This is a genomic window from Carnobacterium alterfunditum DSM 5972, from assembly GCF_000744115.1.
Lineage (GTDB): Bacteria > Bacillota > Bacilli > Lactobacillales > Carnobacteriaceae > Carnobacterium_B > Carnobacterium_B alterfunditum.
On sequence record NZ_JQLG01000004.1, the window covers coordinates 332,136 to 356,432 of the forward strand.

General features: G+C 36.7%; 24 protein-coding genes. 2 read left to right on the forward strand and 22 right to left on the reverse strand.

Going from position 1 to position 24,297, the window contains the following annotated elements:
• Positions 1–18: 18 nt before the first annotated feature.
• The 19 genes from BR50_RS02070 to BR50_RS02160 all read right to left on the reverse strand — a co-directional run bounded on the left by BR50_RS02070 (position 19) and on the right by BR50_RS02160 (position 17,987).
• Positions 19–360 (reverse strand): single-stranded DNA-binding protein, encoded by a 342-nt coding sequence (locus tag BR50_RS02070; RefSeq protein ID WP_034545722.1) that lies wholly within the window; start codon positions 358–360, stop codon positions 19–21.
• A 392-nt stretch (positions 361–752) separates the two neighbouring features.
• Complete coding sequence (locus BR50_RS02075; protein ID WP_034545725.1) at positions 753–956, reverse strand: DNA-directed RNA polymerase subunit beta; 204 nt, start codon at positions 954–956, stop codon at positions 753–755.
• A gap of 29 nt (positions 957–985) precedes the next feature.
• A complete protein-coding gene (mreB, locus tag BR50_RS02080) occupies positions 986–1,978 on the reverse strand; it encodes a rod shape-determining protein MreB (RefSeq protein ID WP_034545727.1) in 993 nt (330 codons plus the stop codon).
• A 260-nt stretch (positions 1,979–2,238) separates the two neighbouring features.
• Positions 2,239–3,549: a UDP-N-acetylglucosamine 1-carboxyvinyltransferase gene (gene murA, locus BR50_RS02085; RefSeq protein ID WP_034545730.1), complete on the reverse strand. Its 1,311-nt coding sequence runs from the start codon at positions 3,547–3,549 to the stop codon at positions 2,239–2,241.
• Between the two features lie 142 nt (positions 3,550–3,691).
• On the reverse strand, positions 3,692–3,925 hold the full coding sequence (locus BR50_RS02090) for a DUF1146 family protein (protein WP_034545733.1): 234 nt from the start codon (positions 3,923–3,925) through the stop codon (positions 3,692–3,694).
• A gap of 172 nt (positions 3,926–4,097) precedes the next feature.
• Positions 4,098–4,520: a F0F1 ATP synthase subunit epsilon gene (locus tag BR50_RS02095; protein WP_034545736.1), complete on the reverse strand. Its 423-nt coding sequence runs from the start codon at positions 4,518–4,520 to the stop codon at positions 4,098–4,100.
• A 13-nt stretch (positions 4,521–4,533) separates the two neighbouring features.
• Entirely contained in the window at positions 4,534–5,940 is a 1,407-nt protein-coding gene (gene atpD, locus BR50_RS02100; RefSeq protein WP_034545738.1) for a F0F1 ATP synthase subunit beta, read from the reverse strand.
• An 18-nt stretch (positions 5,941–5,958) separates the two neighbouring features.
• Complete coding sequence (locus BR50_RS02105) at positions 5,959–6,873, reverse strand: F0F1 ATP synthase subunit gamma (RefSeq protein WP_034545741.1); 915 nt, start codon at positions 6,871–6,873, stop codon at positions 5,959–5,961.
• Between the two features lie 15 nt (positions 6,874–6,888).
• Positions 6,889–8,436 carry a F0F1 ATP synthase subunit alpha gene (atpA, locus tag BR50_RS02110; RefSeq protein ID WP_034545743.1) on the reverse strand — a complete coding sequence of 516 codons (1,548 nt, stop codon included), beginning with the start codon at positions 8,434–8,436 and terminating at the stop codon, positions 6,889–6,891.
• Positions 8,437–8,460: 24 nt separating this feature from the next.
• Positions 8,461–9,003, reverse strand: coding sequence for an ATP synthase F1 subunit delta (atpH, locus tag BR50_RS02115; RefSeq protein ID WP_034545745.1), 543 nt, complete (start codon positions 9,001–9,003; stop codon positions 8,461–8,463).
• The gene (atpF, locus tag BR50_RS02120; RefSeq protein WP_034545747.1) at positions 8,990–9,505 is read right to left on the reverse strand and encodes a F0F1 ATP synthase subunit B; all 516 of its coding nucleotides are present in this window, start codon (positions 9,503–9,505) and stop codon (positions 8,990–8,992) included. The genes atpH and atpF overlap by 14 nt, the downstream gene beginning before the upstream one ends.
• A gap of 97 nt (positions 9,506–9,602) precedes the next feature.
• Positions 9,603–9,815: a F0F1 ATP synthase subunit C gene (gene atpE, locus BR50_RS02125; RefSeq protein ID WP_034545749.1), complete on the reverse strand. Its 213-nt coding sequence runs from the start codon at positions 9,813–9,815 to the stop codon at positions 9,603–9,605.
• A 73-nt stretch (positions 9,816–9,888) separates the two neighbouring features.
• Entirely contained in the window at positions 9,889–10,632 is a 744-nt protein-coding gene (atpB, locus tag BR50_RS02130; RefSeq protein ID WP_034545752.1) for a F0F1 ATP synthase subunit A, read from the reverse strand.
• Positions 10,633–12,269: 1,637 nt separating this feature from the next.
• Positions 12,270–12,899: a uracil phosphoribosyltransferase gene (gene upp / locus BR50_RS02135; protein ID WP_034545755.1), complete on the reverse strand. Its 630-nt coding sequence runs from the start codon at positions 12,897–12,899 to the stop codon at positions 12,270–12,272.
• Positions 12,900–13,022: 123 nt separating this feature from the next.
• A complete protein-coding gene (gene glyA / locus BR50_RS02140; RefSeq protein ID WP_178377454.1) occupies positions 13,023–14,267 on the reverse strand; it encodes a serine hydroxymethyltransferase in 1,245 nt (414 codons plus the stop codon).
• Positions 14,268–14,335: 68 nt separating this feature from the next.
• Positions 14,336–15,355 carry an L-threonylcarbamoyladenylate synthase gene (locus tag BR50_RS02145; RefSeq protein ID WP_034545757.1) on the reverse strand — a complete coding sequence of 340 codons (1,020 nt, stop codon included), beginning with the start codon at positions 15,353–15,355 and terminating at the stop codon, positions 14,336–14,338.
• Positions 15,356–15,415: 60 nt separating this feature from the next.
• Positions 15,416–16,264: a peptide chain release factor N(5)-glutamine methyltransferase gene (gene prmC, locus BR50_RS02150; protein ID WP_034545760.1), complete on the reverse strand. Its 849-nt coding sequence runs from the start codon at positions 16,262–16,264 to the stop codon at positions 15,416–15,418.
• Complete coding sequence (gene prfA / locus BR50_RS02155) at positions 16,254–17,330, reverse strand: peptide chain release factor 1 (RefSeq protein ID WP_034545763.1); 1,077 nt, start codon at positions 17,328–17,330, stop codon at positions 16,254–16,256. The genes prmC and prfA overlap by 11 nt, the downstream gene beginning before the upstream one ends.
• Positions 17,331–17,405: 75 nt before the next feature.
• On the reverse strand, positions 17,406–17,987 hold the full coding sequence (locus BR50_RS02160; RefSeq protein WP_034545765.1) for a thymidine kinase: 582 nt from the start codon (positions 17,985–17,987) through the stop codon (positions 17,406–17,408).
• Between the two features lie 251 nt (positions 17,988–18,238).
• Between BR50_RS02160 and BR50_RS02165 the strand changes: the two genes are divergently transcribed.
• The gene (locus tag BR50_RS02165; protein WP_034545767.1) at positions 18,239–19,588 is read left to right on the forward strand and encodes a Mur ligase family protein; all 1,350 of its coding nucleotides are present in this window, start codon (positions 18,239–18,241) and stop codon (positions 19,586–19,588) included.
• A gap of 1 nt (position 19,589) precedes the next feature.
• Entirely contained in the window at positions 19,590–20,267 is a 678-nt protein-coding gene (locus BR50_RS02170) for a type 1 glutamine amidotransferase (protein WP_034545769.1), read from the forward strand.
• 486 nt (positions 20,268–20,753) lie between these two features.
• On the opposite strand, the gene manA is transcribed toward BR50_RS02170, so the two are convergent.
• The 3 genes from manA to BR50_RS02190 form a co-directional block, all read right to left on the reverse strand.
• Entirely contained in the window at positions 20,754–21,698 is a 945-nt protein-coding gene (gene manA, locus BR50_RS02180; RefSeq protein ID WP_034545773.1) for a mannose-6-phosphate isomerase, class I, read from the reverse strand.
• On the reverse strand, positions 21,691–22,746 hold the full coding sequence (locus BR50_RS02185) for a serine hydrolase domain-containing protein (protein WP_034545776.1): 1,056 nt from the start codon (positions 22,744–22,746) through the stop codon (positions 21,691–21,693). The genes manA and BR50_RS02185 overlap by 8 nt, the downstream gene beginning before the upstream one ends.
• Before the next feature lie 162 nt (positions 22,747–22,908).
• Positions 22,909–23,766, reverse strand: coding sequence for a VOC family protein (locus tag BR50_RS02190; protein ID WP_034545780.1), 858 nt, complete (start codon positions 23,764–23,766; stop codon positions 22,909–22,911).
• Positions 23,767–24,297 lie beyond the last annotated feature (531 nt).

The following is a 24,297-nucleotide window of genomic DNA, read 5'->3' on the forward strand; positions in this document are numbered from 1 at the left end:
TCATTTGCTTTTATCTGTTCATTTTGAAACTGCAGCTGCTTCAATTTTTTTATTTTGTAAAAAATGAACTTCATCTACTACCATTTCAACAATAAAAACCGTTTCTTCCTCTTTATTGACGTACGATCTTGATTGGATCCTTCCTGTAAGACCGACCATATGTCCTTTCTCACAATAAAGCTGCATCAACTTGGCTACTTGGCCCCACGCAACTATAGGGATAAAGTCTGCTTGTGATCCATTCTCTTTTTTTCCTCTTTTTGCTACTGCTAACGTATTATTTAGTACCACTTTGTCTTCTCCGACCTCTTTTAACTCTATTTCTCTCACTAAACGCCCAACTAATCCGATTTGATTCATTTTTTCTTCCTCCTTTTATTTGACTCTTACTTACTATATGCAAATTCAAGGCATTTTCTTTTTTATATTGCAAAAGAGCACGTTTTTTTTTTGACAAATCGTGTGGATACTTAAAAATAAAATTCCTTCTGAAATGGTCGGGTTTGCTTTTGGAGCCATGGAATCGTCTGCAAGCTTGTATATCACATTTGTTGCTACTTTAGTGGCGTGTAAACATCATTGCCCACAACGCTTCCTTTCAAAATACAAGCAACCCTGTTTACCCCAAAATAAATTTCAGCGTGTTGTATCGATACCATTTGACACAGAACAAAAAAAGCCAAAGAATCAAAACAAAAAATTGTTTTGAGTCTTTGACTTTTTATTTTTTTATAGCCGCCTAAAATATCAGATCAATTGACAATAGTAGGTTTTGTAAAGTAACTGAAAATGTGTACCCAAGTATCTTTTTCAAAAACAGTAAATGGATCCCCATCACCTAATACTCCATAACCAATCATCGCTCCAATAATAAAAGCTAGAGCAACCAAAAAGAATACAAGTACAATTTTCAATATGAATGTGGTGATTTGAAGTCCTATTTTTTCTTTAGTCATGGGTTTACCTCACTTTGATTAACCGATTTTTAAAATTTACGCTTTTTCTTAGTCATATTTTCTAATAAAATGCCTGTTCCTAAAGCAACAGAGTCTAATGGTTGTTCAGCAGCAAATACAGGTACTTTCAATTGTTCAGAGAAAAGTTGATCAATACCATCTAATAATGCACCACCACCGGTTAAAATTATACCACGATCAATAATATCTGCAGATAATTCAGGAGGAGTTTGTTCTAAAACATCTTTAGCCTGTTGAACGATCATCATCATTGATTCAGCAGTAGCTTTTTGAACTTCATCAGAAGTGATCGTGATCGTTCTTGGTAAACCAGTTACCATATCACGTCCTCTTACTTCCATTGAATCATCTCTTTTGCCTGGGAAAACTGTTCCAATCTCTTTTTTGATTGTTTCAGCTGTGCGTTCACCGATTAAAAGTTTATGTGTTTTTTTCACATATTGAGTAATTTCATTATCCAATTGATCACCTGCAACTTTTAACGAGCGGCTCGTTACAATGCCTCCCATTGAAAGAACGGCAATATCACTTGTACCGCCACCAATATCGATGACCATGTTTCCACTTGGTTGAAAAATATCCATTCCGGCTCCAATTGCCGCTACTTTAGGTTCTTCTTCAAGATAGATATTTTTACCGCCACTTTTTTCAGCAGCTTCAATGATCGCTTTTTGTTCAATTGTTGTTATATTTGTAGGGCAACAAATCAAAATATTTGGTTTTGATAAAAAGCCTTTTACGTTTAATTTATTAATAAAGTGAGTCAGCATTGCTTCTGTTATATCGAAATCAGCAATAACTCCTCCTTGTAATGGACGAATTGCACGGATGTTACCGGGTGTACGTCCAACCATTAAGTATGCTTCTTCTCCAACTGCTAAAACACGTTTTGTTGTAGTATCAATTGCAACGACTGAAGGCTCATTTAAAACAATGCCTTTTCCTTTTACATGAATCAATACATTGGCTGTACCTAAATCTATCCCTATATCTCTAGCCATTACTTGTTTCTCCTCTCAAGCTCTTGTTCGTTTACCTTTGATTGCTCTCTTTTAAGTAAAGCAACCATCTAATTTATTATTATAGCATAACTCGTTTCAATCTTAAACGCAGAATTAAGACATTTAACTAAATTTAATGTTTTCAAAAAAAGTATCAACCTAATAACATTGGAATACAAAAAAAAAAGCCTTATAAAGCGTCACTTTTTAAGTGTCAACTCTATAAGACTTGGTTACTATACCTTCATTAGAAACACTTTTTAAGAAAACAAACCTTCAAGTTCTGCTTCTTTCAACGTGCTTTGTACTGATTCTTCAATTCGTTCAATATCTGCGCCTAACGCTTGTAATTTTTTATGGAATTCATAATAGCCGCGATCCAAGTTTTCTAAATGGGTCACTCTTGTGTACCCTTTTGAAACTAAACCAGCTATAATCAAAGCTGCTGCTGCTCTAAGATCTGTTGCTGCAACTTCAGCACCTTGTAATTCTGTTGGTCCATAAACAACTAGCGTTTGTCCTTCAACTTTAAACTTAGCATTCATGCGACTCAATTCTTCCATGTGCATATAACGATTTTCAAATACGGTTTCTTTCATTGTACTTGTACCTTCAGCAAAAACTTGAGCTATCGTCATTTGAGATTGCATATCTGTTGGAAAACCAGGATGAGGCATTGTTTTTACATGCGTTGCCTTTAATTTTTTAGGCCCAATGACACGCATTCCATTACCTTTATCTTCGAATTCAACACCCATTTCTTTCAATTTCGAAATTAAAGGTTTATTGTGTTCAAAAACAGCATCTTCAATAAAAATATCACCTTGAGTCACTGCTGCTGCGACCATAAATGTACCGGCTTCAATACGATCCGGTATAATACTATGTTCTACACCTATTAACTCGGTTACACCCTCAATGCGGATACTTTCTGTACCAGCACCAATAACTTTAGCTCCCATACGATTTAAAAAGTTTGCTAAGTCAACGATTTCAGGTTCACGAGCAACGTTTTCAATTGTAGTTGTTCCTTTAGCTAGTGTGGCAGCCATCATGATGTTTTGTGTCGCTCCAACACTTGGAAAATCTAAGTAGATATGAGCTCCTTTTAGCTGGTCGGCAAATGCTTCAATATATCCATTTTCGATATGGATTTCCGCACCCATCGCTTCAAATCCTTTTAAATGTAGATCTATCGGACGTGTTCCAATTGCACAACCCCCTGGAAGAGCAACTTTTGCATGTCCCAAACGAGCCAATAGTGGTCCCAATACGACAATAGATGCCCGCATTTTACTTACATATTCAAAAGGAGCTTCAAAGTGGAGTCCTTTAGTAGCATCTAGGTTGATTTCTTTTTTAGATTGATCAAAGTCAACAGTTAAATTCAAGTGGCTTAAAACTTCATTGATAGAGAACACATCGGACAATATTGGGACATTAGTTAATTTAGTTTGTCCCTTACTTGCTAATATTGTGGCTGCTAAAATAGGCAATACGGCATTTTTTGCCCCTTCTACTTTAACTGTTCCAGTTAGGTGTTTTCCACCTCGAACGATAATTTTTTCCATATGGTAGTATCCCTCCAAAATTTTCATTGTCTTTATCACAACGGTGTGAAGCAAACGACGCAAGACAACATTTAATATTATAGCACGAAGCCAGGATAACGTACAAATTTAATGAATGTTTTGTAACAAACTTATTCAATTCTTAATAAAACAAAAAGATAAGATTTTGAGAATTTAGGATCAAGTCGATAAAAAAAGTACTCACCGTATAGCCTACAGTGATGGATATAAACAAATACAAGACACGCGCTTGACCGATATTATTTTTTTTAATAAATTTTTCTATTCTTATTCCTTTTAATGCCCAAAAAGAGAGTAAAATAAAAAACATATGAGAAACGATTGTAATTAAAGATTGCATACCTAGAAAGTTCATATTTTTTATTTCTCTTCCCTTCTAATTTACTATAATTTTAACATAAAAAAGGTTGAATAACCTTCATCTTGTCTTCAATTTGTAATATAACTTTAATTATAGTACTAATTTTTATTTTGCATAAAAAAAAGTTGGAATAAAACAGACTCGCTGTTTTATTCCAACTTATAGATCAAACTCTTTTATGTTTAGATACTGAAATTCGATTCACAGCTTTTCTCAAAGAGATTTCTGCACGTTTCGAATGATTTTTATTTTCAATTGCTTCTGATTTTCGTAATTCTTCTTCTGCTCGTTGTTTAGCAATCATAGCTCGTTCGATATCGATATCTCTTGCTCTTTCAGCACTATCTGCAATGATAGAACAAACGTTATCTCTAACTTCCATAACTCCTCCGTTTACAGCGATCCAATCTTCTGTATCGATTGAAACACGTTGTACTCGAACGGAATGGATCGTTAAAGGAACGATGATGGGAATATGTTCTGGCAAAATACCTATTTCTCCATCTACTGCTTTAGCAATCACTCTTTTCGCTTGGTGATTGTAGACGATTCCAGCAGGCGTAACAATATTCACTTGCATTTCACTCATCTATTTTCACCTCCTAGTATCCCATTGATTGAGCTTTAGCAACGACTTCATCAATTCTTCCTACGTTACGGAAAGCATCTTCAGGTAAATGGTCGTAACGGCCATCAATGATTTCCTTAAAGCCACGTACAGTTTCTTCTACAGGTACATAAGATCCTGGCAGACCCGTGAAGGCCTCAGCTACATGAAAGTTTTGCGATAAGAAGAATTGAATACGTCTAGCTCTAGATACAGCGATTTTTTCATCCGATGACAATTCATCCATTCCTAGGATAGCAATAATATCTTGCAATTCACGGTAACGTTGTAACATTTGTTGTACTTCTATCGCAACTTTATAATGTTCTTCTCCAACAATTTCAGGAGACAACGCACTAGATGTTGATGCTAAAGGATCAACAGCAGGATAAATACCTTGTTCCGTTAATTTACGTTCCAAGTTGGTTGTTGCATCCAAATGGGCGAAAACAGCTGCTGGCGCTGGGTCAGTATAGTCATCCGCTGGTACGTAAATCGCTTGGATAGAAGTAATAGATCCTTTGCTGGTTGAAGTGATTCGTTCTTGTAATTGTCCCATTTCAGTTGCTAAAGTTGGTTGATACCCAACAGCTGATGGCATACGGCCAAGCAATGCTGATACTTCTGATCCTGCTTGTGTAAATCGGAAAATATTGTCTATAAATAGCAACACATCTTTCCCTACATCATCTCTGAAGTATTCTGCAATCGTTAATCCCGTTAATGCCACACGCATTCTAGCACCAGGCGGCTCATTCATTTGACCAAAGACCATCGCAGTCCGTTTGATTACTCCTGATTCTTGCATTTCGAAGTACAAATCATTACCCTCACGAGTCCGTTCACCTACACCAGTAAAGACAGAGATCCCACCATGTTCTTCAGCAATATTATGGATCAATTCTTGGATCAAAACGGTTTTCCCTACACCGGCTCCGCCAAATAATCCGATTTTACCACCTTTTAAATAAGGGGCTAATAGGTCAATAACTTTTATTCCGGTTTCAAGAATCGCTGTATTGCTGCTTAATTCATCAAATGCAGGAGCAATACGGTGAATCGGATGCCGTTTTGCGTCCGCTGGGAATGGTTCTTTCTCATCAATCGTTTCTCCTAAAACATTAAACATACGTCCTAATGTTTCTTCACCAACTGGAACAGAAATCGATTTTTCAGTATCGACAACATTCATACCACGTTGTAATCCATCTGTTGACTGCATTGCAATCGTTCTGATGACGCCATTTCCTAACAATAATGCTGTCTCTAAGACAACTGTTTCATTCTTACTCTTATTTTTTTCAACAATGAGAGCATTATTGATTTCAGGCATAGTATCGTTTATGGGAAATTCTACATCCACAACAGGTCCTATAATTTGAACAATATGACCAATACTCATTCATTTTCCTCCATTCACTTACTTAGCCGCTGAAGCACCACAAATGATTTCTGTGATTTCTTCTGTTATAGCAGCTTGACGAGCTCGATTATATACCATCGTTAAATCATCAATAATATTTTTAGCGTTATCTGTTGCGCCCTTCATAGCGGTCATACGTGCTGCATGTTCAGCAGCCTTAGCATCTAAGATAGCCCCGTATATTAAACTTTCGGCATATTGAGGCAATATAATATCTAAGATTTTCTCTTTAGAGGGTTCATAGATGTAATCTTGTTCATAAGTTTTTATTTCAGTTACATCTAAATCAGATAACGGCAACATTTTTTCTGCGCGATATTGGAACATGATCGTATTCACATGATGATTGTAGCAAACATACAATTCATCAAAAACTTCATTTTTATACATTTCAGTAGCTGTTCTGGCGATTGTCCGTACTTCCTCGAAAGAAGGCTGATCACTGATATCATTCAACTCATAAGCAACGTTCATCCCTCTGGCTTTAAAAAAGTCAGCCGCTGTTGAACCAACAGTCATAAAGACATATTCATCTGGCGAAAGATGATCTTTGGTGATCATATCTACCGTTGATTTGATTACTGAACTGTTGTATCCGCCAGCCAATCCTTTATCAGAACTAATAACGATATACCCAGTTTTTTTGATTGGACGTTCTATCAACATATCATGAAAGTCGATATTTGAAGGCGAATTCGTTCCAAACATTTCATTTTCAATCAGGGAAAGCTGATTGTGTGCTAAATGAGTAACGATTTCTCTTACTTTTTGCGAATAAATTTGAAATCCAGCAGCTGTATCTTCAGCTTTAGATAGTTTCGCGCCTGACACCATTTGCATGGCATTCGTGATCTGACTAGTCTTTTTTGTTGAATTTATTTTCTTTGTAATTTCATTTAAAGAGGCTGCCATTCTTATTCACCGCCTTTAATTAGTTTGTGTACTGTTTGTATCAGTTGAAGACTCAATATAATTAGTGAAAAAATTAGTAATGAATTCATTGATAACAGCATCCAATTTTTCTGTTCTTGGCAAATCTTTAGTTTCAACGATTTCAGCTAGAATTTCAGCATGTTGATTATCTAAGAAATCATATAATTCATCTTCAAATCGACCCAATTCACTGACTGGTATTGAATCTAGGAGACCGTGCGTTAGAGCATAAAAAATAATAACCTGTTTCTCTACACTTATGGTTTGGTGTAATCCTTGTTTTAAAATTTCTACTGTTCGATGGCCACGATTCAATTTTGCTTGAGTAGCTTCATCTAAATCTGATCCAAATTGAGTAAAGGCTTCTAATTCACGGAAACTAGCTAAATTTAAACGCAATGTTCCGGAAACTTTTTTCATTGCTTTAATTTGAGCTGCTCCACCTACACGGGAAACAGATAATCCAGCTGCAATAGCTGGTCGAACACCTGAATAAAACAAATCGCTTTCCAAGAAAATTTGTCCATCTGTGATTGAAATAACATTCGTAGGAATATAAGCAGAGATATCTCCTGCTTGAGTTTCAACAAACGGAATAGCTGTCATTGAACCGCCGCCCAGTTTATCGCTAAGTTTTGCAGCCCGTTCTAATAGACGTGAATGCAAGTAAAAAACATCCCCAGGGTACGCTTCACGACCTGGTGGACGACGCAACAAGAGCGACAGTTCACGGTAAGCTGCGGCTTGTTTGGTTAAATCATCAAAAATGATCAACACGTGTTTGCCATCGTACATAAATTCTTCCCCAATAGCAGAACCAGCATATGGAGCAATATAAAGCAATGGAGCAGGTTGAGAAGCACTTGCTGTCATCACTATCGTATAATCCATTGCACCATATTTTTTTAATATTTCTACTTGATTACGTACCGTTGATTCTTTTTGCCCAATAGCTACATAAATACAAATCGTATCTTGACCTTTTTGATTTAAAATCGTATCGATAGCTAAGCTAGTTTTCCCTGTTTTACGGTCACCAATAATCAACTCTCGTTGTCCACGGCCGATTGGTACTAATGCATCAATGGCTTTGATTCCTGTTTGTAACGGTTCATTGACCGAATGACGGTCCATAACACCTGGAGCTTCAGCTTCTATTGGCCGAGTTTTAGTGGTCAAAATTTCTCCCAGACCATCAATTGGCTGTCCTAGAGGATTTACTACTCGTCCAATCATTGCTTCACCAACTGGTACTTGCATGATTTGACCAGTACGTTTTACAATATCGCCTTCACGAATGCCGGTAAACTCCCCTAAAATAATGATCCCTACGTCATTTACTTCTAAATTTTGTGCCATACCAAAGATACCATTCGAAAATTCTAATAGTTCTCCTGCCATTGCATTTTCTAATCCATAAGCACGCACAATTCCATCACCTACGTAACTAACCGTGCCTACTTCATCTATTACTAATTCACTTTGATAATTTGCAATCTGTTTTTTGATTAGTGAACTAATTTCTTCTGCTTTTACGCCCATGAATAACTCACCTCATAACTTCTTTTATCGAATTAATTGTTTCTTTAATGTTTCTAAGTTAGAACGAATACTTCCATCATAAACTTGACTTTCGACTTCTATAACGACCCCGCCTAGAACTTGCTCATCCACAATAGTATGCAGCAATACTTTTTTTGCATCTAATTTTATTTTCAAAACATCTATTAGACGTGTCTTCTGCACATCTGTAAGTTCGACGGCTGTAGAGACCTTAGCAACGACCGTTCTGTTCTTATAATCGTAAATTTTTTCAAATTCATTTACGATATCTCTGATATCGCTAATTCGATTATAATCATAAAGCATATGAAAGAAATTTTGAGTATTTATTGGAAATTCTTTAATTAGGTTTGCAAGAAGATGGTCTCGTTTAAACTTATCTAATCGATGGTCTACTAAAATCGTACCCAAGTTAGGGATTTCTTCTAGTACTTGACGAACATCCATTATATTGTCAAATGAAACGTCAACCAATCCTTTTTCTTTTGAATCTTGATAAAAGGCATCAGCAAGCTGGCGAGAATTCATATTTCTATTTAACTTCATTATTATTCGCCAACCTTTCGATATACTCTTCTATCAATTCAGCATGCCCTTCATTAGATAATTCTTTCCCAATCAATTTTTCAGCAATATCAAGAGACAAACGACTGATATCATTTTGCGCACTTAATAACGCTTGTTTTCTTTCTAATTCAATTGCTTTTCTTGCCTCTTCTTTTAATCGGGCGATTTCTACTTTGGCAGCTGCTAATTGTTCTCTTTCCATTTTATCAGCTGAATCTCTGGCTTTCTCGATTACTGCACTTGAGTTATTACGTGTGTCTTCTAATTGTTGTTGTTGTTCTTTAAGTAACCGTTCTGCATCTAATTTTTTTGCTTCAGCGTCATCGATGTTTCTTGCAACCAACTGTTCTCGTTTTTCCATCATTGCCATTAGAGGTTTCCAAGCGACCTTCTTCAATGCTAGCATTAATAGTAAAAATGAGACCAAGGTAACGATCGAATCTCCAGCTGTTATTTGTCCTATAACCAATGGACTACCCATTTCAAACACTCCTCCACCTATACTTCAATGTTGCTGTAAAAGAACAGGCAGAGAGACTATTTATTCTCTACCTGTTAATTCTTTTAAAAGATCATTTTTATTGGAAAACTAAGATAAAGGCGATAACAACTGCCATGATTGGAATGGCTTCTACTAAACCAACCCCAATATACATTAATGTTTGTAATTGACCCTTCATTTCTGGTTGGCGTGCGATTGATTCGATCGTTTTTGATACAACTTTACTTGAACCGAGTGCTGCCCCAATGGCTGCACCTGCTACTGCTATTGCTGCTCCTATTAAACCCATAATCTATTTCCTCCTAGTACTTATCTTTTAATATTTTTATTATTTATTAACGGTATTGTTTGGTTTATTTAACTTATGCTGCTTCTTTTATATGATCTGTGCTATCTTCATGCTCAACTTTATGAGAAAGATAGACCATCGTCAGTGTTGTAAAAACAAAAGCTTGTATACTTCCGATAAAGATAGAGAATCCTTGCCATGCCATACCTAAAGGAATACCAACTATCCATGTAAGAACTCCTTGGCTTTGAGCTAGAGAAGCTATCAATCCAAGTAAAATTTCTCCTGCATAAATATTTCCATAAAGACGCAAAGCTAAAGTTAACGTATTTGTAAATTCTTCAAAGATTTTAATTGGAAATAAGAAAGGAACCGGTCTAACAAAACTGTTCATAAAGTAGTTTTTGACTCCTTGTTCTTGTACCCCAAAATAATGTGTCATAACAATCACCATAGCTGCTAATGTTAGCGTAATAACTGGATCAGCCGTTGGACTTTTCCACATTTGGTAATCATCGATCGTCAGCATTAAAGGCAATCCCATCATGTTTGAAACAAATACAAATGTTAAAACAGTAAAACCTAACAATCTGAATTTTTCTGATTGTTGCTTAGACATCGCACTTGAAGCAATATTTCCAGTAAAATCGACTACCCATTCGATAAAATTCTGCTTACCGGTTGGCTTTATTTGTAAATTTCTTGTACAAATAAACGTAATCAAGAATACAATCACGCACGCTGATATTATTACAATCGTATTGGTGACATTGAAGCTTAAGCCAAACAATGTAACAATCGGATTTTCGTTATCCACAACGTTCACCTCTTTCCATAATTAAAATCTATAATTGCAAACAGCAAACTAGAAAACACGCCTTGCGAAAAGTATCATTCCCACTAATTTCACATGCTCATTTTAGCATATAATAGCTTTCTTTCCTATATAAATGGATTGAATGAAATTCACTTCGATTCATTTAGCAATGTAAAAAATACTGACTAATTTCTAAAATAATTCCTCTTTTTTCACTGGCATTTGTTATCATACCACCATTCGATTTAAAATACAAAAAGAAAATGAAAAACATCCCTTACTTTCAGTAAATCGTTAGTCTTAAGCGTTTTTTTCAGGTTTTTAGCTTAAACAAAATTGCGTCATTGCTACTTTCATTTCATTGATTTGTCCATATGATTTCATTTTCACCTTTTTTCTCATTTTATTAAATGACAATTTTCAGGCGCTCTTTTATGTCTTGAATAATAAATAATTTCTGTATTCGTTACTTTCTTCACTATATCCCCTTTTTCATCGGATTTTCACTATTTAAATTACTATATTTTTATCGCTATTTTAAAAAAACAAAATACAGCCGCTTCATTTTTGTCATTTTTTATTTAATCCTATTAGACACCTTAAAAAAACTTCGTGTTTTTTCATGTTGCTGGATCATTTACAGTGATTTAATAATAGTTAGGCTGAACTAACCAGATATACTTGTAAAAAATATCGAATCATTAAATCTCTGATCCTCATCGAATCCTTTACAAAGCTGGAAGCACCTATACTTATCAACAGGTTATAGATCAGTATGATCACTTGCAAAAAACTTCTGGCGGAATAGTAGTTACTTTTAGCCTAAAATGAAGCACTGTGGGCAGATAACGCCCAAGTGTATCATGTTTGTAAGCTGCTAAAGCAGCAATAACCATGACAAATTTTGGTTTTAGGCCTCGGGCGTTTCCATGGCTCTTCACAAGCAAATCCGTTTATTCCAGAAGAAATTTCTTCTAGAACACCAACACCTTTTTTCAAACGATCGCTATATTAATATAATTTTTGGTATCAATAGATTAGTCTAACCACTCACTTGAAATTTTTGATGGAATAGGAGTTGCTTGTAGCCATGTAAAGAATTCAATGCGAATTACAGAGCTTAACGCTTTAGCGATCAAGCTCTGTTTGAGGCTTGAAAGCCTGAGGACTTTTTTAGGCCTCGGGCGTTTCCATGGCTATCCACAAGCAAATCCGTTTATTCCAGAAGAAATTTCTTCTAGAACACCAACACCTTTTTTCAAACGATCGCTATATTAATATAATTTTTGGTATCAATAGATTAGTCTAACCACTCACTTGAAATTTTTGATGGAATAGGAGTTGCTTGTAGCCATGTAAAGAATTCAATGCGAATTACAGAGCTTAACGCTTTAGCGATCAAGCTCTGTTTGAGGCTTGAAAGCCTGAGGACTTTTTTAGGCCTCGGGCGTTTCCATGGCTATCCACAAGCAAATCCGTTTATTCCAGAAGAAATTTCTTCTAGAACACCAACACCTTTTTTCAAACGATCGCTATATATAGAACAAAAAAAGAGTCTGTTCATCAGTTCCCTGATAAACAAACTCTCCTATTGTTTCATGCTTATAAATCAAAAATGATACATTTTCCTTCTGTTATTACATTGTACCGAATAATCGATCGCCGGCATCTCCCAGACCAGGTAAAATATAGCCATTTTCATCTAAACGTTCATCTAATGCTGCTGTAAAAATCTCTACATCAGGATGAGCCTTTTCTAAAGCTGCTACGCCTTCTGGAGCTGCAACTAAGCAAACAAATTTTATAGTTGAAGCACCACGTTTTTTCAATGAGTCAATAGCTGCAATAGCTGATCCACCCGTAGCAAGCATCGGATCAACAACTAATAATAGACGTTCATTGATATCTGATGGTAATTTAACAAAATACTCTACCGGTTCTAAAGTTTCATGGTCACGATACATTCCTACGTGTCCAACTTTTGCTGCAGGAATTAAATCTAACATTCCATCGACCATACCCAATCCAGCTCTTAGAATTGGAATGATTGCAACTTTTTTACCAGCTAATTTTTTTTGAACAGTTTTTACTAAAGGAGTTTCGATTTCTACATCTTGTAAAGGCATATCTCTAGAGACTTCAAATGCCATTAAACGTGCAATTTCATTAACTGCTTCTCTAAAATCCTTCGTACCGGTATTCTTATCGCGAAGAATAGTTAATTTGTGTTGGATTAATGGATGCTCCATAACTTGAACTCTCGACATTGTATTCAGCCCTCATTTTTCATTATTTTTTAAACATTTCCATTGTAAAGGATATCAGCATTTAGCGCTACCTTTTTAGTATTTTTTTTTAATTCTACTTATTCCGCTATTTTTTAAGGGAATTTACATTTTTGGATCATATAAAGGGTGTTCAGCAGTTAATTGGTGAACTTGTGTTTGAATAGCTTCCATTTTTTCACTATCTCCATTAGCTATCAATGTTTCAATAATCAATTCTGCTACTTTTTTAGAATCCACTTCATCAAATCCTCTTGTTGTCATGGCAGGCGTTCCAATTCGAATGCCGCTTGTTTTAAAAGGACTTAGCGTTTCAAATGGGATCGTGTTTTTATTGACCGTGATTCCTACTTTGTCTAAAAGAACCTCGGCTTGTTTACCATTTAGACCAAAGTTTGTTACATCAAACAACAACAAATGATTGTCTGTTCCGCCACTTATCAAATGACCTTTAGATGCATGCAAAACAGCTTCCATTGCTTTAGCATTTTTTACGATTTGAGCAGCATACGTTTTAAACTCTGGAGCAGAGGCTTCCTTAAATGCAACGGCTTTAGCTGCAATAACGTGTTCCAATGGTCCACCTTGAATTCCAGGGAAAATAGCACTATTCAAAGCTTTACGATATTTTTCTTTAGCTAAGATCATTCCGCCGCGTGGTCCTCGCAAAGTTTTATGCGTAGTTGTCGTAACGATATCTGCAAAAGGAACTGGATTTTGATGCAATCCTGCTGCAACTAATCCGGCTATGTGAGCCATATCGACCATCAAGTAGGCCCCAACTTCATCTGCTATTGCTCTAAAACGTGCGAAATCTATTTTTCTAGAATAGGCACTCGCTCCAGCAATAATCAATTTTGGTTTATGTTGCTTGGCCAGATCCTGGATCACTTCGTAATCTAGTTCTTCGGTATCTTTATCCACACCATAGGAAATAAAATGGTAGGTTTTACCACTGAAGTTTACGGGAGAACCGTGTGTCAAATGTCCGCCATGTGTCAAGTCCATTCCTAATACGGTGTCTCCAGGTGTCAATAGAGCATTGAAAGCTGCCATATTTGCACCAGAACCTGAGTGTGGTTGAACATTTACATATTCTGCTCCGAAAAGTTTTTTTGCCCGCTCGATAGCCAAATTTTCAATGACATCCACAAATTCACAGCCGCCATAATATCTATGTCCAGGATAGCCTTCTGCGTATTTATTCGTTAAAATACTGCCTTGCGCAGCCAGTACTGCTTCAGATACAAAGTTTTCTGAGGCAATCAATTCAATATTCTGCTCTTGACGATTACGTTCTTTTTCAATAGCATCAAATACCTCATTGTCAAAATTTTTGTTATTCATCATAAACCGACCACATCCTTCAATAGTTTTAAGTTATATTTACTTATCCGCCTAACTGTTTGGTTTTGCGGTTATTCAAAAAAATGATTGCCTGCTGCCTTTTGAAGCCGATTCATGTACGCTTCTCCTAAGCCATTTTGAGTATAAGCTTGGGCTAAAATGACCGTTGCTTGTGTTGCTTCAAAATACCTTAGTCCTGAGTATAACAATCTTGAAGCTTCATTGATATTTTTATTTTCGCCTAATGAATATACAGCAGTTACATCTGCTTGAAATTGGTGCAAAATATCTTGATTTGCTAACAGTCCAATTTTTTCGCCTTGTCTTTTGTAAGTTTCAATGGCTTTTTCCCATACTTTTTTATCACCAGCGACGATCACGACCGGTTCGTTAGGACTGTAATGGGTGTATTTCATACCCGGAGCTTTGGGTGCTTCATCACTTGATATCAAATGTTGATCGACATAAACGTTTCCAATAACCTGTTCCAAGGCTTCTTTTGTCGTTGCACCTGGTCTCAAAATGGTTGGTCTCTCCGGATCAGTAATATCTAAAACCGTTGATTCTAGCCCTACCCCTGTTTCACCATCATCCAGCACACCGGCTATTTTCCCTTTCAAATCATGGAAAACATGTTCTGCTGTTGTCGGACTAGGTTTTCCAGAAGTATTGGCACTTGGTCCAACAAGTGGTTTTCCTGACTCACGGATCAGTTGTAAGGTTAATGCGTTATCTGGCATACGCATCGCTACGCTATCTAAGCCTGCCGTAACGGTGGGTGCAAAGGCTTGCTCCTTAACTTTGAAAATCAACGTCAACGGCCCCGGCCAAAATGTTTCCATCAATTTATCCGCTATTTCAGGCACTTGCTTGACATACTGCCCTACTTCTTCGATTGCCGAAATGTGTACGATCAAAGGATTATCACTCGGTCTTCCTTTTGCTGCATACACTTTTTTTACTGCTGCTTCATTTGTAGCATCCGCTCCTAATCCATAAACGGTTTCTGTGGGGAAAGAAATCAGTTCACCTTGTTGCAGTTTAAGGGCCGCTTTGAGTACGTCTGAAGGTCGATAGATAATAGTCTCCACAATTATTCCTCCGTTCATTTCAAGAAAATTAGTTTACTTATTTAATTGTATTGAATCTTTTCAGCTGGTTTTAACGCGAATCAACCGGTCATTTCCGCTCATATCTTTTTCAATGGTCACTTCAGCCTTTGGGAAAGCTTGTTGAAATATTTCTTGAACTTTTTTTCCTTGTTTAAATCCAATTTCCAAGAAAATTTCACCACCTGGATTTAAAATAGCCGGTGTTTCCTCAGCTAATCTTTGATAAATGGCTAATCCACCATTATCAGCAAATAATGCTAGATGCGGTTCATAGTGTAAAACGCTCTCGTCCATATAGCTGATCTCATCATCTGAAATATATGGTGGATTTGAGATAATGACGTCAAATGTTTCCCCTTTTACAGGTTGAGTTAAGTCGCCTGCTAGAAAACGGACTTCTGCCTGTAATATGGCAGCATTCTCTTGGGCCACACCTAAGGCTCTAGAAGATAGATCAGTCGCAGTCACTTCAAAAAGTGGTCGTTCTTTTTTGATAGTGATCCCGATGATCCCTGATCCAGTTCCAATATCCAAAACCGTTAATTTTTGGTCTGGAGACGTTCCTTTCAAAAAATTATCAACAATTTCTTCTGTTTCCGGTCGCGGGATCAAAGTGTCTTTAGTTACTTTAAATTTGCGCTCGTAAAACCAACCATATCCCAATATTTGTTGCACAGGCATCCCAGAGCCATGGTTCGACACATCTTGCAACAGCTGGTGTTTCACATCTGAAGGCATCTCTTCATTTAAATGCATCATGATGTCTGTTTTAGTCCAGTTCAGACGCTCTTTCAATAAAAGCTCAGCAGCAGTGGGTTCTCTTTTACACGTTTCTAAAAAAGAAGAAGCCCATTTTAGGACTTCTCTATATGTTGTTTTACTCTGCATGTTGTAATTGCTCCATTTTGGCTGTTTGATCGTTCAGGATCAATGCATCAACAATTTCATCTAATTTACCAGATAAAATTTGATCTAATTTTTGGATCGTTAATCCGATACGATGATCCGTTACGCGGCTTTGTGGGAAATTATACGTACGGATACGTTCTGAACGGTCTCCCGTTCCAATAGCTGATTTGCGTTCTGCATCGTACTCACTTTGAGCTGCTTGTCGTATATGATCGTACACTCTGGCACGCAATACTTTCATTGCTTTCTCGCGGTTCCTGATTTGCGAACGTTCTTCTTGCATCGCCACAGCAATTCCTGTAGGTAAATGCGTCAACCGAACGGCAGAAGCTGTTTTATTAACGTGCTGTCCGCCGGCTCCGCTTGCGTGGTAAATATCTGTCCGAATATCTTGATCCGGCATATGCAATTCTACTTCTTCAGCTTCAGGCATAACCACTACCGTCGCAGTTGACGTATGGATACGCCCTTGCGATTCAGTTGACGGCACACGTTGAACACGGTGAGCGCCATTTTCGTACTTCAATTTAGAATAAACATTTTCTCCAGTGACCATTAAAGTAATTTCTTTATATCCACCAATTTCAGTGATATTAGCATCTAGAACTTCAGTTTTCCAACCCTGTGCATCAGCATATTTTTGATACATATTAAACAGATCGCCAGCAAATAATTGAGCTTCATCTCCACCAGCGGCTCCGCGGATCTCCATGATGATATTGCGGTCATCATTTTCATCTTTAGGCAACATCAAGACTTTCATAGCTTCTTCGATTTCTGCTTTTTCTTTCTTTAAATCACTTAATTCTTCTTTTGCCATTTCAGCCATTTCGTTATCTAACTTTTCACCAAGCATTTCTTCAGTATCAGAAATAGCTTGACCGACTTCTTTGTACCGACGATAGGTTGCAACGGTCTCACGAAGAGCGGCTTCTTCTTTAGTCAGTTTCATCAATCGTTTTGTATCAGTGACAACCTCTGGATCGCTCAGCAATTCATTTAATTCTTCATAACGTCCTTCAACGCTTTCTAATCTATCAAACATAATTATTCTCCTTTTCTTCTAAGCCTATTGCATCGTTGTGTCATTAGCTGTAGTTCTTTCACAACACCAAGAACGCTACAAATCGTCCTTCAATAGCGGATTGAAGTAATGTTTACGACATACCGGAAAATAACTTTCATTGCCCCCTATTTGGATTTGTTCGCCTGAATAGACGGGCTCACCATCGATCATACGCATGTTCATTATTGCTTTTTTATGACAATACCAACAAATTGTTTTCATTTCTTCAATCTTATCTGCGTATAGCAATAGATATTCTGACCCTTCGAACAATTCATTTTTAAAGTCATTTTTCAATCCGAATGCCATTACTGGAATTTCTAATTCGTCTACAATACGGGCTAGTTGAAGCACATGTTCTTTGGTCAAAAATTGCGATTCATCGATCAATACACATGCTGGAACATCCTTTAATGCGCTTATCGTTTCAAAAATATTCGTTTCTTCAAATATAGCAATACCTTCGCGTCTTAACCCGATTCGACTTGATACTAAACCAATCTCATCTCGATCATCTAAACCGCTTGTCATGATTGCTACCGGTTTGTTTTGTTCTTCGTAATTATATGCTACCTTCAAAATTTCAATCGTCTTTCCACTGTTCATTGCTCCGTATTTAAAAAAAAGTTGGGCCATATTGTTTTTCCTCTTTTCTCTCGTAGGAATCCACTGTCAATTATACGTTAAAATCAACCAAAAGTGAAGCCTCTCTCCCTACTTTATAATAGAAGATTTTTTCACGCTAAATAGTAGAAAAAAGATAAATTCCAACCTGATTTTACCCTTAAATGGATAAGTTAGGTAATTTTTAACAATTTCACGAGAAATATGTGCTAAAATATCTAAAGTAGCAAAAAAAGTATTTTTAGTAATTGGAGGAACCTCAATTGAGTATACGTAGTGCATTTGCCATTGCAGTAGGAAGAACAACTAGATGGGGACTTCATACTTTTCTTAAAGGTGGAAGTAGTTACCCTGGTCAGCTAACACAAAAAATGGACCCTACTGTGTTAGGTACTTTATCAAGAAATTATGATGTAGTCATTGTTACTGGAACAAATGGTAAAACTTTGACGACCGCTTTGACCTATCAAGTTTTGAAACAAAAATATCCTGAAATCATTACAAATCCCACTGGAGCAAATATGCTGCAAGGAATTATTTCAACTTTTCTTGAACATCACTCTTACACTAAAAACACTGAAAAAAAAGCGGCTGTTCTTGAAGTCGATGAAGCCAGCTTGATCCATGTTACGAAATACATTAAGCCGAAAGCTATCATCTTTACAAATGTTTTTCGTGATCAAATGGACCGTTACGGTGAAATTTACACCACTTATCAAATGATGCTGAATGGTGCCGCTTTAGCACCTAATGCTTTGATCGTCAGCAATGGTGATGCGCCTATTTTCAATTCTAAAGAGACCGTTAATAAACGCGTTTACTTTGGTTTTGACCATCTTCCAGATGGTGAATTGAAAGCTCATTACAATACCGATGGCGTATTGTGCCCACAGTGCAATAATATTTTACATTACAAATTTTTAACTTATAGTAATCTCGGAAAATACTATTGTCCGAATTGCGATTTCAAGCGTCCAGATCTAACTTATCGTTTAACCAACTTGTCTCACATGGACCACCAATCTTCTCGTTTTGAAATTGATGGTGAAGAATTTGAAATTAAGATCGGCGGACAATACAATATTTACAACGCTTTAGCCGCATACAGTGTCGGCCGTATTTTAGATGTTTCTACGGATCAAATTCGTGCCGGATTTGCCGCATCAAAACGCATTTTTGGCCGTCAAGAAGTCATTCAGATCGAAGATAAAGAAGTGACTATCAACTTGGTGAAAAATCCGGTTGGGTTAAATCAAGTATTAGAAATGATTCAACTTGATCCAGAACCGTTCTCTCTTGTTTCTATTTTAAACGCAAATTACGCTGATGGAACAGACGTTAGCTGGATCTGGGATGCGAATTATGAGATCGTTAAAGACCTTAATGTAAAAGAAGTGACTGTTGGCGGTGAACGTGTCGAAGACATCACTGCTCGCTTAGAAGTAGCTGGGATCCCTGAGGAAGAACTTCAAGTTATTCCAAGTATCCCTGAAATAATCAAGAACTTTAAAAATGCTCCAACGAAAAAAATATACGTTCTGGCTACTTATACCGCAGTCTTGCAATTGCGTAAAGAGTTAGCTAATCAAGGGTATATTGAGGGAGGTATGTAAGATGATTGAATTAAATGTTTGTCATCTTTACGGTGATCTGTTGAATACTTATGGCGATAATGGCAACTTATTAATGCTAAAACACCGTGCTAAAAAAAGAGGTATTCACTTTAATATCGAAATTATAAGTTTAAATGACCCATTTGATGCGGATAAATATGATTTAGTTTTCTTCGGTGGCGGACAGGATTATGAGCAACGGATCGTTTCTAAAGATATCCAAACTAAAAAAGAGGCCATTATTAAATACATTGAAAATGATGGTGTCACAGTCGGTATTTGTGGTGGCTTTCAATTGTTAGGACACTATTATGTTGATGCTGCCGGAAATCGTATCAATGGTATTGGCGCTTTGAACCACTATACATTGAACCAAGACAACAATCGTTTTATTGGCGATATCGTCATCAAAAATAATGAGTTCGGCGAAACGTATAAAGGATTTGAAAATCATAATGGCCGTACTTTCCTTGGCGAAGGGGTAAAACCTTTAGGTATCGTGGAAATGGGTCACGGCAACAACGGAGAAGATAAAACAGAAGGTGCTCATTACAAACAAACGTATTGCTCATACTTCCATGGACCCTTGTTAGTTCGTAACACCACATTGACGGATCGTATCCTAAAAGAAGTTGTCAAAAAACGCTTCCCTAAAGAAGCAGAAGCATTATTCGGTTAACAGAAAAGAGTTTGAAAAATGATTTTGTCATTTTTCAAACTCTTTTTTGTTTTTCTTATGTTCATGAACGATTATCTAGACAAACTACTGCTCAATCGTAGCGTGTTCGTCCACTTACTAGGCAAACTGGACGAACAATCTTTAATTCCCATCTTCTTTGTCCTCTTACCAGACAAACTAGACAAACAAACTTTAATTCCCATCTTCTTTGTCCTCTTACCAGGCAAACTGGACAAACAATCTTTAATTCTCATCTTCTTTGTCCTCTTACTACTCAATAATGAGAAAATCTCTACGAGGATGTTCCAGCCCCGTAGAGATTTTCCTGTTTTCTAGTCGAGATAAACAAGACTCTCCACATCCTGTTTTTTAGTTGAGTTGCGAGACCCAGACATCTTGTAAAAAAAGATAAATCCCGCCGAAGATGAAACATCTTCTCTGTGATTTCCTATTTTTACTTCATGTCTTTCAGGGTCTCTCCACATCCTAGTTGTTTGATGCGATGATTTTTAGTTCGCCTTCGATTGTCCATTTTTTGATATCATTTGGCAATATCAAGTGGGTTCCTTTTTTCAGTGGATACTCTCCTGCTTCAACGATCAATTTACCGTTTCCTTCTACCACGCTGACAAGAGTGTAAGGAGCTGTTGCGTTAAAATCAGCTTTACCCTTCACTTCCCATTTGTAGACGTCAAAAAATGAAGTCTTCACTAGCGTTGTGATCGTTGCCTCTTCTTGTTTTTCTATCCTTGTTTCAGGAGTCGAATCTACATGAGGGACAGTCGTTACATCCACCGATTGTTTAATGTGTAATTCTCTTAAATTTCCTTGGTCATCTTTACGGTCATAATCGTACACCCGGTAAGTCGTATCACTGGATTGTTGGGTTTCAAGAATCGTGATCCCTCCACCGATTGCATGGATCGTTCCGCTTGGGACGTAGAAAAAGTCGCCTTTTTCAACTTCTATGCGACGCAGTAGTTCATCCCATTTGCCGTCGATAATCATTTGTTCTAATTCTTCTTTTGTCTGAGCGTGGTGACCATAAATGATTTCCGCACCTTTATCAGCATCAATGACATACCAGCACTCTGTTTTACCTAATTCGCCTTCATGCTCCATACCGTATCGATCATCTGGATGAACTTGTACAGATAAATCATCAGCAGCATCCAAAATCTTGGTTAACAAAGGAAAAACTTCTCCTTCTGCGTTCCCAAATACTTCACGATGCTGATCCCATACCTCAGCTAGGGTCAGGCCTTTATATGGTCCATTTTCTACTAAACTCGGACCATTAGGGTGGGCACTTATTGCCCATGCTTCTCCCGTTTTATCACTTGGTAAATCATAGCCAAAAACCTCACGCAGTTTTTTACCACCCCAGATTTTTTCTTGTAAAACAGGTTTTAATAGTAAAGGTTCATTCATCGCTTTTACTCCTCCTAAAATCTATTTGATTCTTCATTGTTTCCTTTTCAGCTAAGTAACAGTCTACTAAACGATCACGCTGGTTAAGGTAATCCGATTTGTTGTCATTCGTTGGATGGACACGATTAGATAAAAATACAAAGGCCGTTTTCTGCAAGATATCTAATATAATAAAAGTTCCTGTAAATCCAGTATGAAACAAATAGTTTTTACTACCTTTGGTCTTTATATCCCAGCCTAACGATCGGTTTAATTTACCATTTGGTGTCCAGTCTTTTAATAATAATAGCACAGTTTTTTCATTAAGAATACGTTTTCTATTGAGTTCTCCTCTATTCAAAATCATTTGGCTAAAGGTCAAACAGTCTGTTAGCGTTGAAAATAAGCCTGCACTTCCGCAATGATTTCCAAGTATATAAGCTTTAGGGTCATGGACATCACCTCTTATCATTCCTCTTTTGGGGTCCATTTCTGTTGGAGCACATGCTTGTTTGTCTCGAGGATGATAGGACGAATCCGTTAAATTCAAAGGTCCGCTGATGCGTCCAGCAAAGACATTATCTAAACTGTCTTTTTCGATTACTTCAATAATAAAACCTAACAAGATGAACCCTATATCCGTGTAGCGAACTTCTTTTTCAAAGAGCTTTCCAACTGGCAAATGGAGAATGGCTTCTCGCAACTCACTTGCAGATAAAGTATTTCGATTTGGAATATAGCCTTCTATACCGGACGTATGAGTCAATAAATGCCTTAGGGTCACTTTTTGATCTGTGAAATCTGTCAAATAACGGCTGACCTTATCATCTGGAGCTAATTTTCCTTCCTGCCATAATTGCAAGAAGATAGTCGCTGTTAAGAACACTTTTGTTAATGAGGCAACATCATAAACCTGATTTTCTTTGATAGCTTCTCTTTTTGGTAAAATTGCAGCTGATCCTGCATGGTATTCTAGTCGTTCATTAGTTGTGATAAAACCAAAATTTGCTCCTGGTATTACTTCGTCTTCGATCAATTGCTGGATCATTTTTTTTGTTTTTGGATACATTTTATTATCCTTTCTACTGCTCTTCTTCCTAATAAATCTAGATTCGCTTCTTCATAGTTCATTATAATCGAATAGGTCATTTTCTTCTACACTGAGTTTAGCCGTTTCTTTTATCGTAAAACACAAAAAAACCGGCAAACTGCTTGCCGGTTTGACTCTTTATTAGTCGGTTGTTGTGATTTTTATGGCTATTCCATTTGTATCTTCTAAAGAAAGGGTTTGTGTTGCTTCATCTAATTGATAACTATAATTTTTTGCATCGAGTTTTTCTTTTATTTGTGCTAATTCATCAGATGATGAAACAACGATTGTAAAGTAAGCTAAGCCTCTTAAGCCTTTTTGAGCTGCCGGAATGTTTTTTCCAGCCCAGACATTGGCCGCGATCTGGTGATGGTACTCTCCTGCCGCGAAAAATTTAGCTTGAGGACCAAATTTAAATTTCAAATCAAAACCTAAAATATCGTTGTAAAATTTTTCTGTTTCTTCTAATTCTGCTACAAACAAATGAACGTGCCCCATATAGGTTCCTTTAGGCATTCCTTGAAAGGCCTGTTTAGCTTCTCCAATAACACCGTCTGCATCCATCGCCTCTGTTACTCCAACGATTTGTCCGTCTTCTCTAATATCCCACATTGATTTTGGCTTATCTCTATAAATTTCAATTCCATTTCCTTCTGGATCATCTAAATACAATGCTTCACTGTACCCATGGTCGCTTGCACCAGTCAATGGATACTTTGATGCTAAAATGTGATAAAAAATTTCTCCTAAGTCTTTACGTGTTGGCAACAAAAAGGCCATATGATACATACCAGTTGCACTTGGTTTTTCTCCGATGGTTGGAACCGGCTGTAATTCTAATATAACTTGTTTATCACCTAATGCTCCTAATTGAAGCAAATGTTCAGTTTCATTTTTAATTTCTAGTCCAATGATCGTTGTATAGAATTTTTTCATTTTCTCCATACTTTCAACATTTAATACCACTTTTCCAATGATTGTTTTCGCTGATAAAGTCATTTATTTATTCCTCTTTTCCTTTTACTTTTTATTATCATTCAACTAAAAATCCTTCTTTTTCACTTACTTTTAATAAGTATACATAGAAAGAATTTTATTTGCAAGTTTTTTTAATACTTCTAAATAAAGGGATTTGTGCTATTTTTTATATTGTCATATCTTAAATAAGCAGATTTCACTTAATTTGTGTTTTTTCGTCATACTTTTTTCATAATTGAGTACTATACTATGAATATACCAAAACAAAAACCAACTTCTTTATATTTCTTTTTTACTCCTCCAAAGTAAAAAGAAACCTTACCCTTTCCACCTTAGCGTTTCCCGCTAAGGTGGTTTTTTATGGCACAGGGACCCTAAATCGATTTAGATAGCTAAAAAAAACTGAGACAAATTAAATTGTCTCAGTTTTTTTTACTATATAATTTTGGTATTAATAGATCAGTTGATCATTCACCTGAAATTTTTGGCGGAATAGGGTTTGCTTGTAGCCTAAAATGAAGCACTGTGGGCAAATAACGCCCAAGTGTATCC

Excerpts from the sequence above, each read along its gene's own strand:
- atpE (WP_034545749.1), bottom strand. The coding sequence starts at position 9,815 with ATGGGTTTAATAGGAGCAGCAATAGCAGTAGCAGGTGCAGCCATTGGG.
- atpA (WP_034545743.1), bottom strand. The coding sequence starts at position 8,436 with ATGGGCGTAAAAGCAGAAGAAATTAGTTCACTAATCAAAAAACAGATT.
- BR50_RS02190 (WP_034545780.1), bottom strand. The coding sequence starts at position 23,766 with ATGACTTTATCAGCGAAAACAATCATTGGAAAAGTGGTATTAAATGTT.
- murA (WP_034545730.1), bottom strand. The coding sequence starts at position 3,549 with ATGGAAAAAATTATCGTTCGAGGTGGAAAACACCTAACTGGAACAGTT.
- atpD (WP_034545738.1), bottom strand. The coding sequence starts at position 5,940 with ATGAGTATTGGTCATATTGTTCAAATTATAGGACCTGTTGTGGATGTA.
- BR50_RS02170 (WP_034545769.1), top strand. The coding sequence starts at position 19,590 with ATGATTGAATTAAATGTTTGTCATCTTTACGGTGATCTGTTGAATACT.
- upp (WP_034545755.1), bottom strand. The coding sequence starts at position 12,899 with ATGTCGAGAGTTCAAGTTATGGAGCATCCATTAATCCAACACAAATTA.
- BR50_RS02090 (WP_034545733.1), bottom strand. The coding sequence starts at position 3,925 with ATGAACTTTCTAGGTATGCAATCTTTAATTACAATCGTTTCTCATATG.
- BR50_RS02070 (WP_034545722.1), bottom strand. The coding sequence starts at position 360 with ATGAATCAAATCGGATTAGTTGGGCGTTTAGTGAGAGAAATAGAGTTA.
- atpH (WP_034545745.1), bottom strand. The coding sequence starts at position 9,003 with ATGAAGTTAAATAGAAATATGAATTCTCGCCAGCTTGCTGATGCCTTT.
- prfA (WP_034545763.1), bottom strand. The coding sequence starts at position 17,330 with ATGTTTGATAGATTAGAAAGCGTTGAAGGACGTTATGAAGAATTAAAT.
- BR50_RS02105 (WP_034545741.1), bottom strand. The coding sequence starts at position 6,873 with ATGGCAGCCTCTTTAAATGAAATTACAAAGAAAATAAATTCAACAAAA.
- BR50_RS02185 (WP_034545776.1), bottom strand. The coding sequence starts at position 22,746 with ATGTATCCAAAAACAAAAAAAATGATCCAGCAATTGATCGAAGACGAA.
- glyA (WP_178377454.1), bottom strand. The coding sequence starts at position 14,267 with ATGATGAATAACAAAAATTTTGACAATGAGGTATTTGATGCTATTGAA.
- prmC (WP_034545760.1), bottom strand. The coding sequence starts at position 16,264 with ATGCAGAGTAAAACAACATATAGAGAAGTCCTAAAATGGGCTTCTTCT.
- BR50_RS02160 (WP_034545765.1), bottom strand. The coding sequence starts at position 17,987 with ATGGCCCAACTTTTTTTTAAATACGGAGCAATGAACAGTGGAAAGACG.
- BR50_RS02095 (WP_034545736.1), bottom strand. The coding sequence starts at position 4,520 with ATGAGTGAAATGCAAGTGAATATTGTTACGCCTGCTGGAATCGTCTAC.
- atpF (WP_034545747.1), bottom strand. The coding sequence starts at position 9,505 with ATGGGTAGTCCATTGGTTATAGGACAAATAACAGCTGGAGATTCGATC.
- BR50_RS02075 (WP_034545725.1), bottom strand. The coding sequence starts at position 956 with ATGACTAAAGAAAAAATAGGACTTCAAATCACCACATTCATATTGAAA.
- manA (WP_034545773.1), bottom strand. The coding sequence starts at position 21,698 with ATGAATGAACCTTTACTATTAAAACCTGTTTTACAAGAAAAAATCTGG.
- mreB (WP_034545727.1), bottom strand. The coding sequence starts at position 1,978 with ATGGCTAGAGATATAGGGATAGATTTAGGTACAGCCAATGTATTGATT.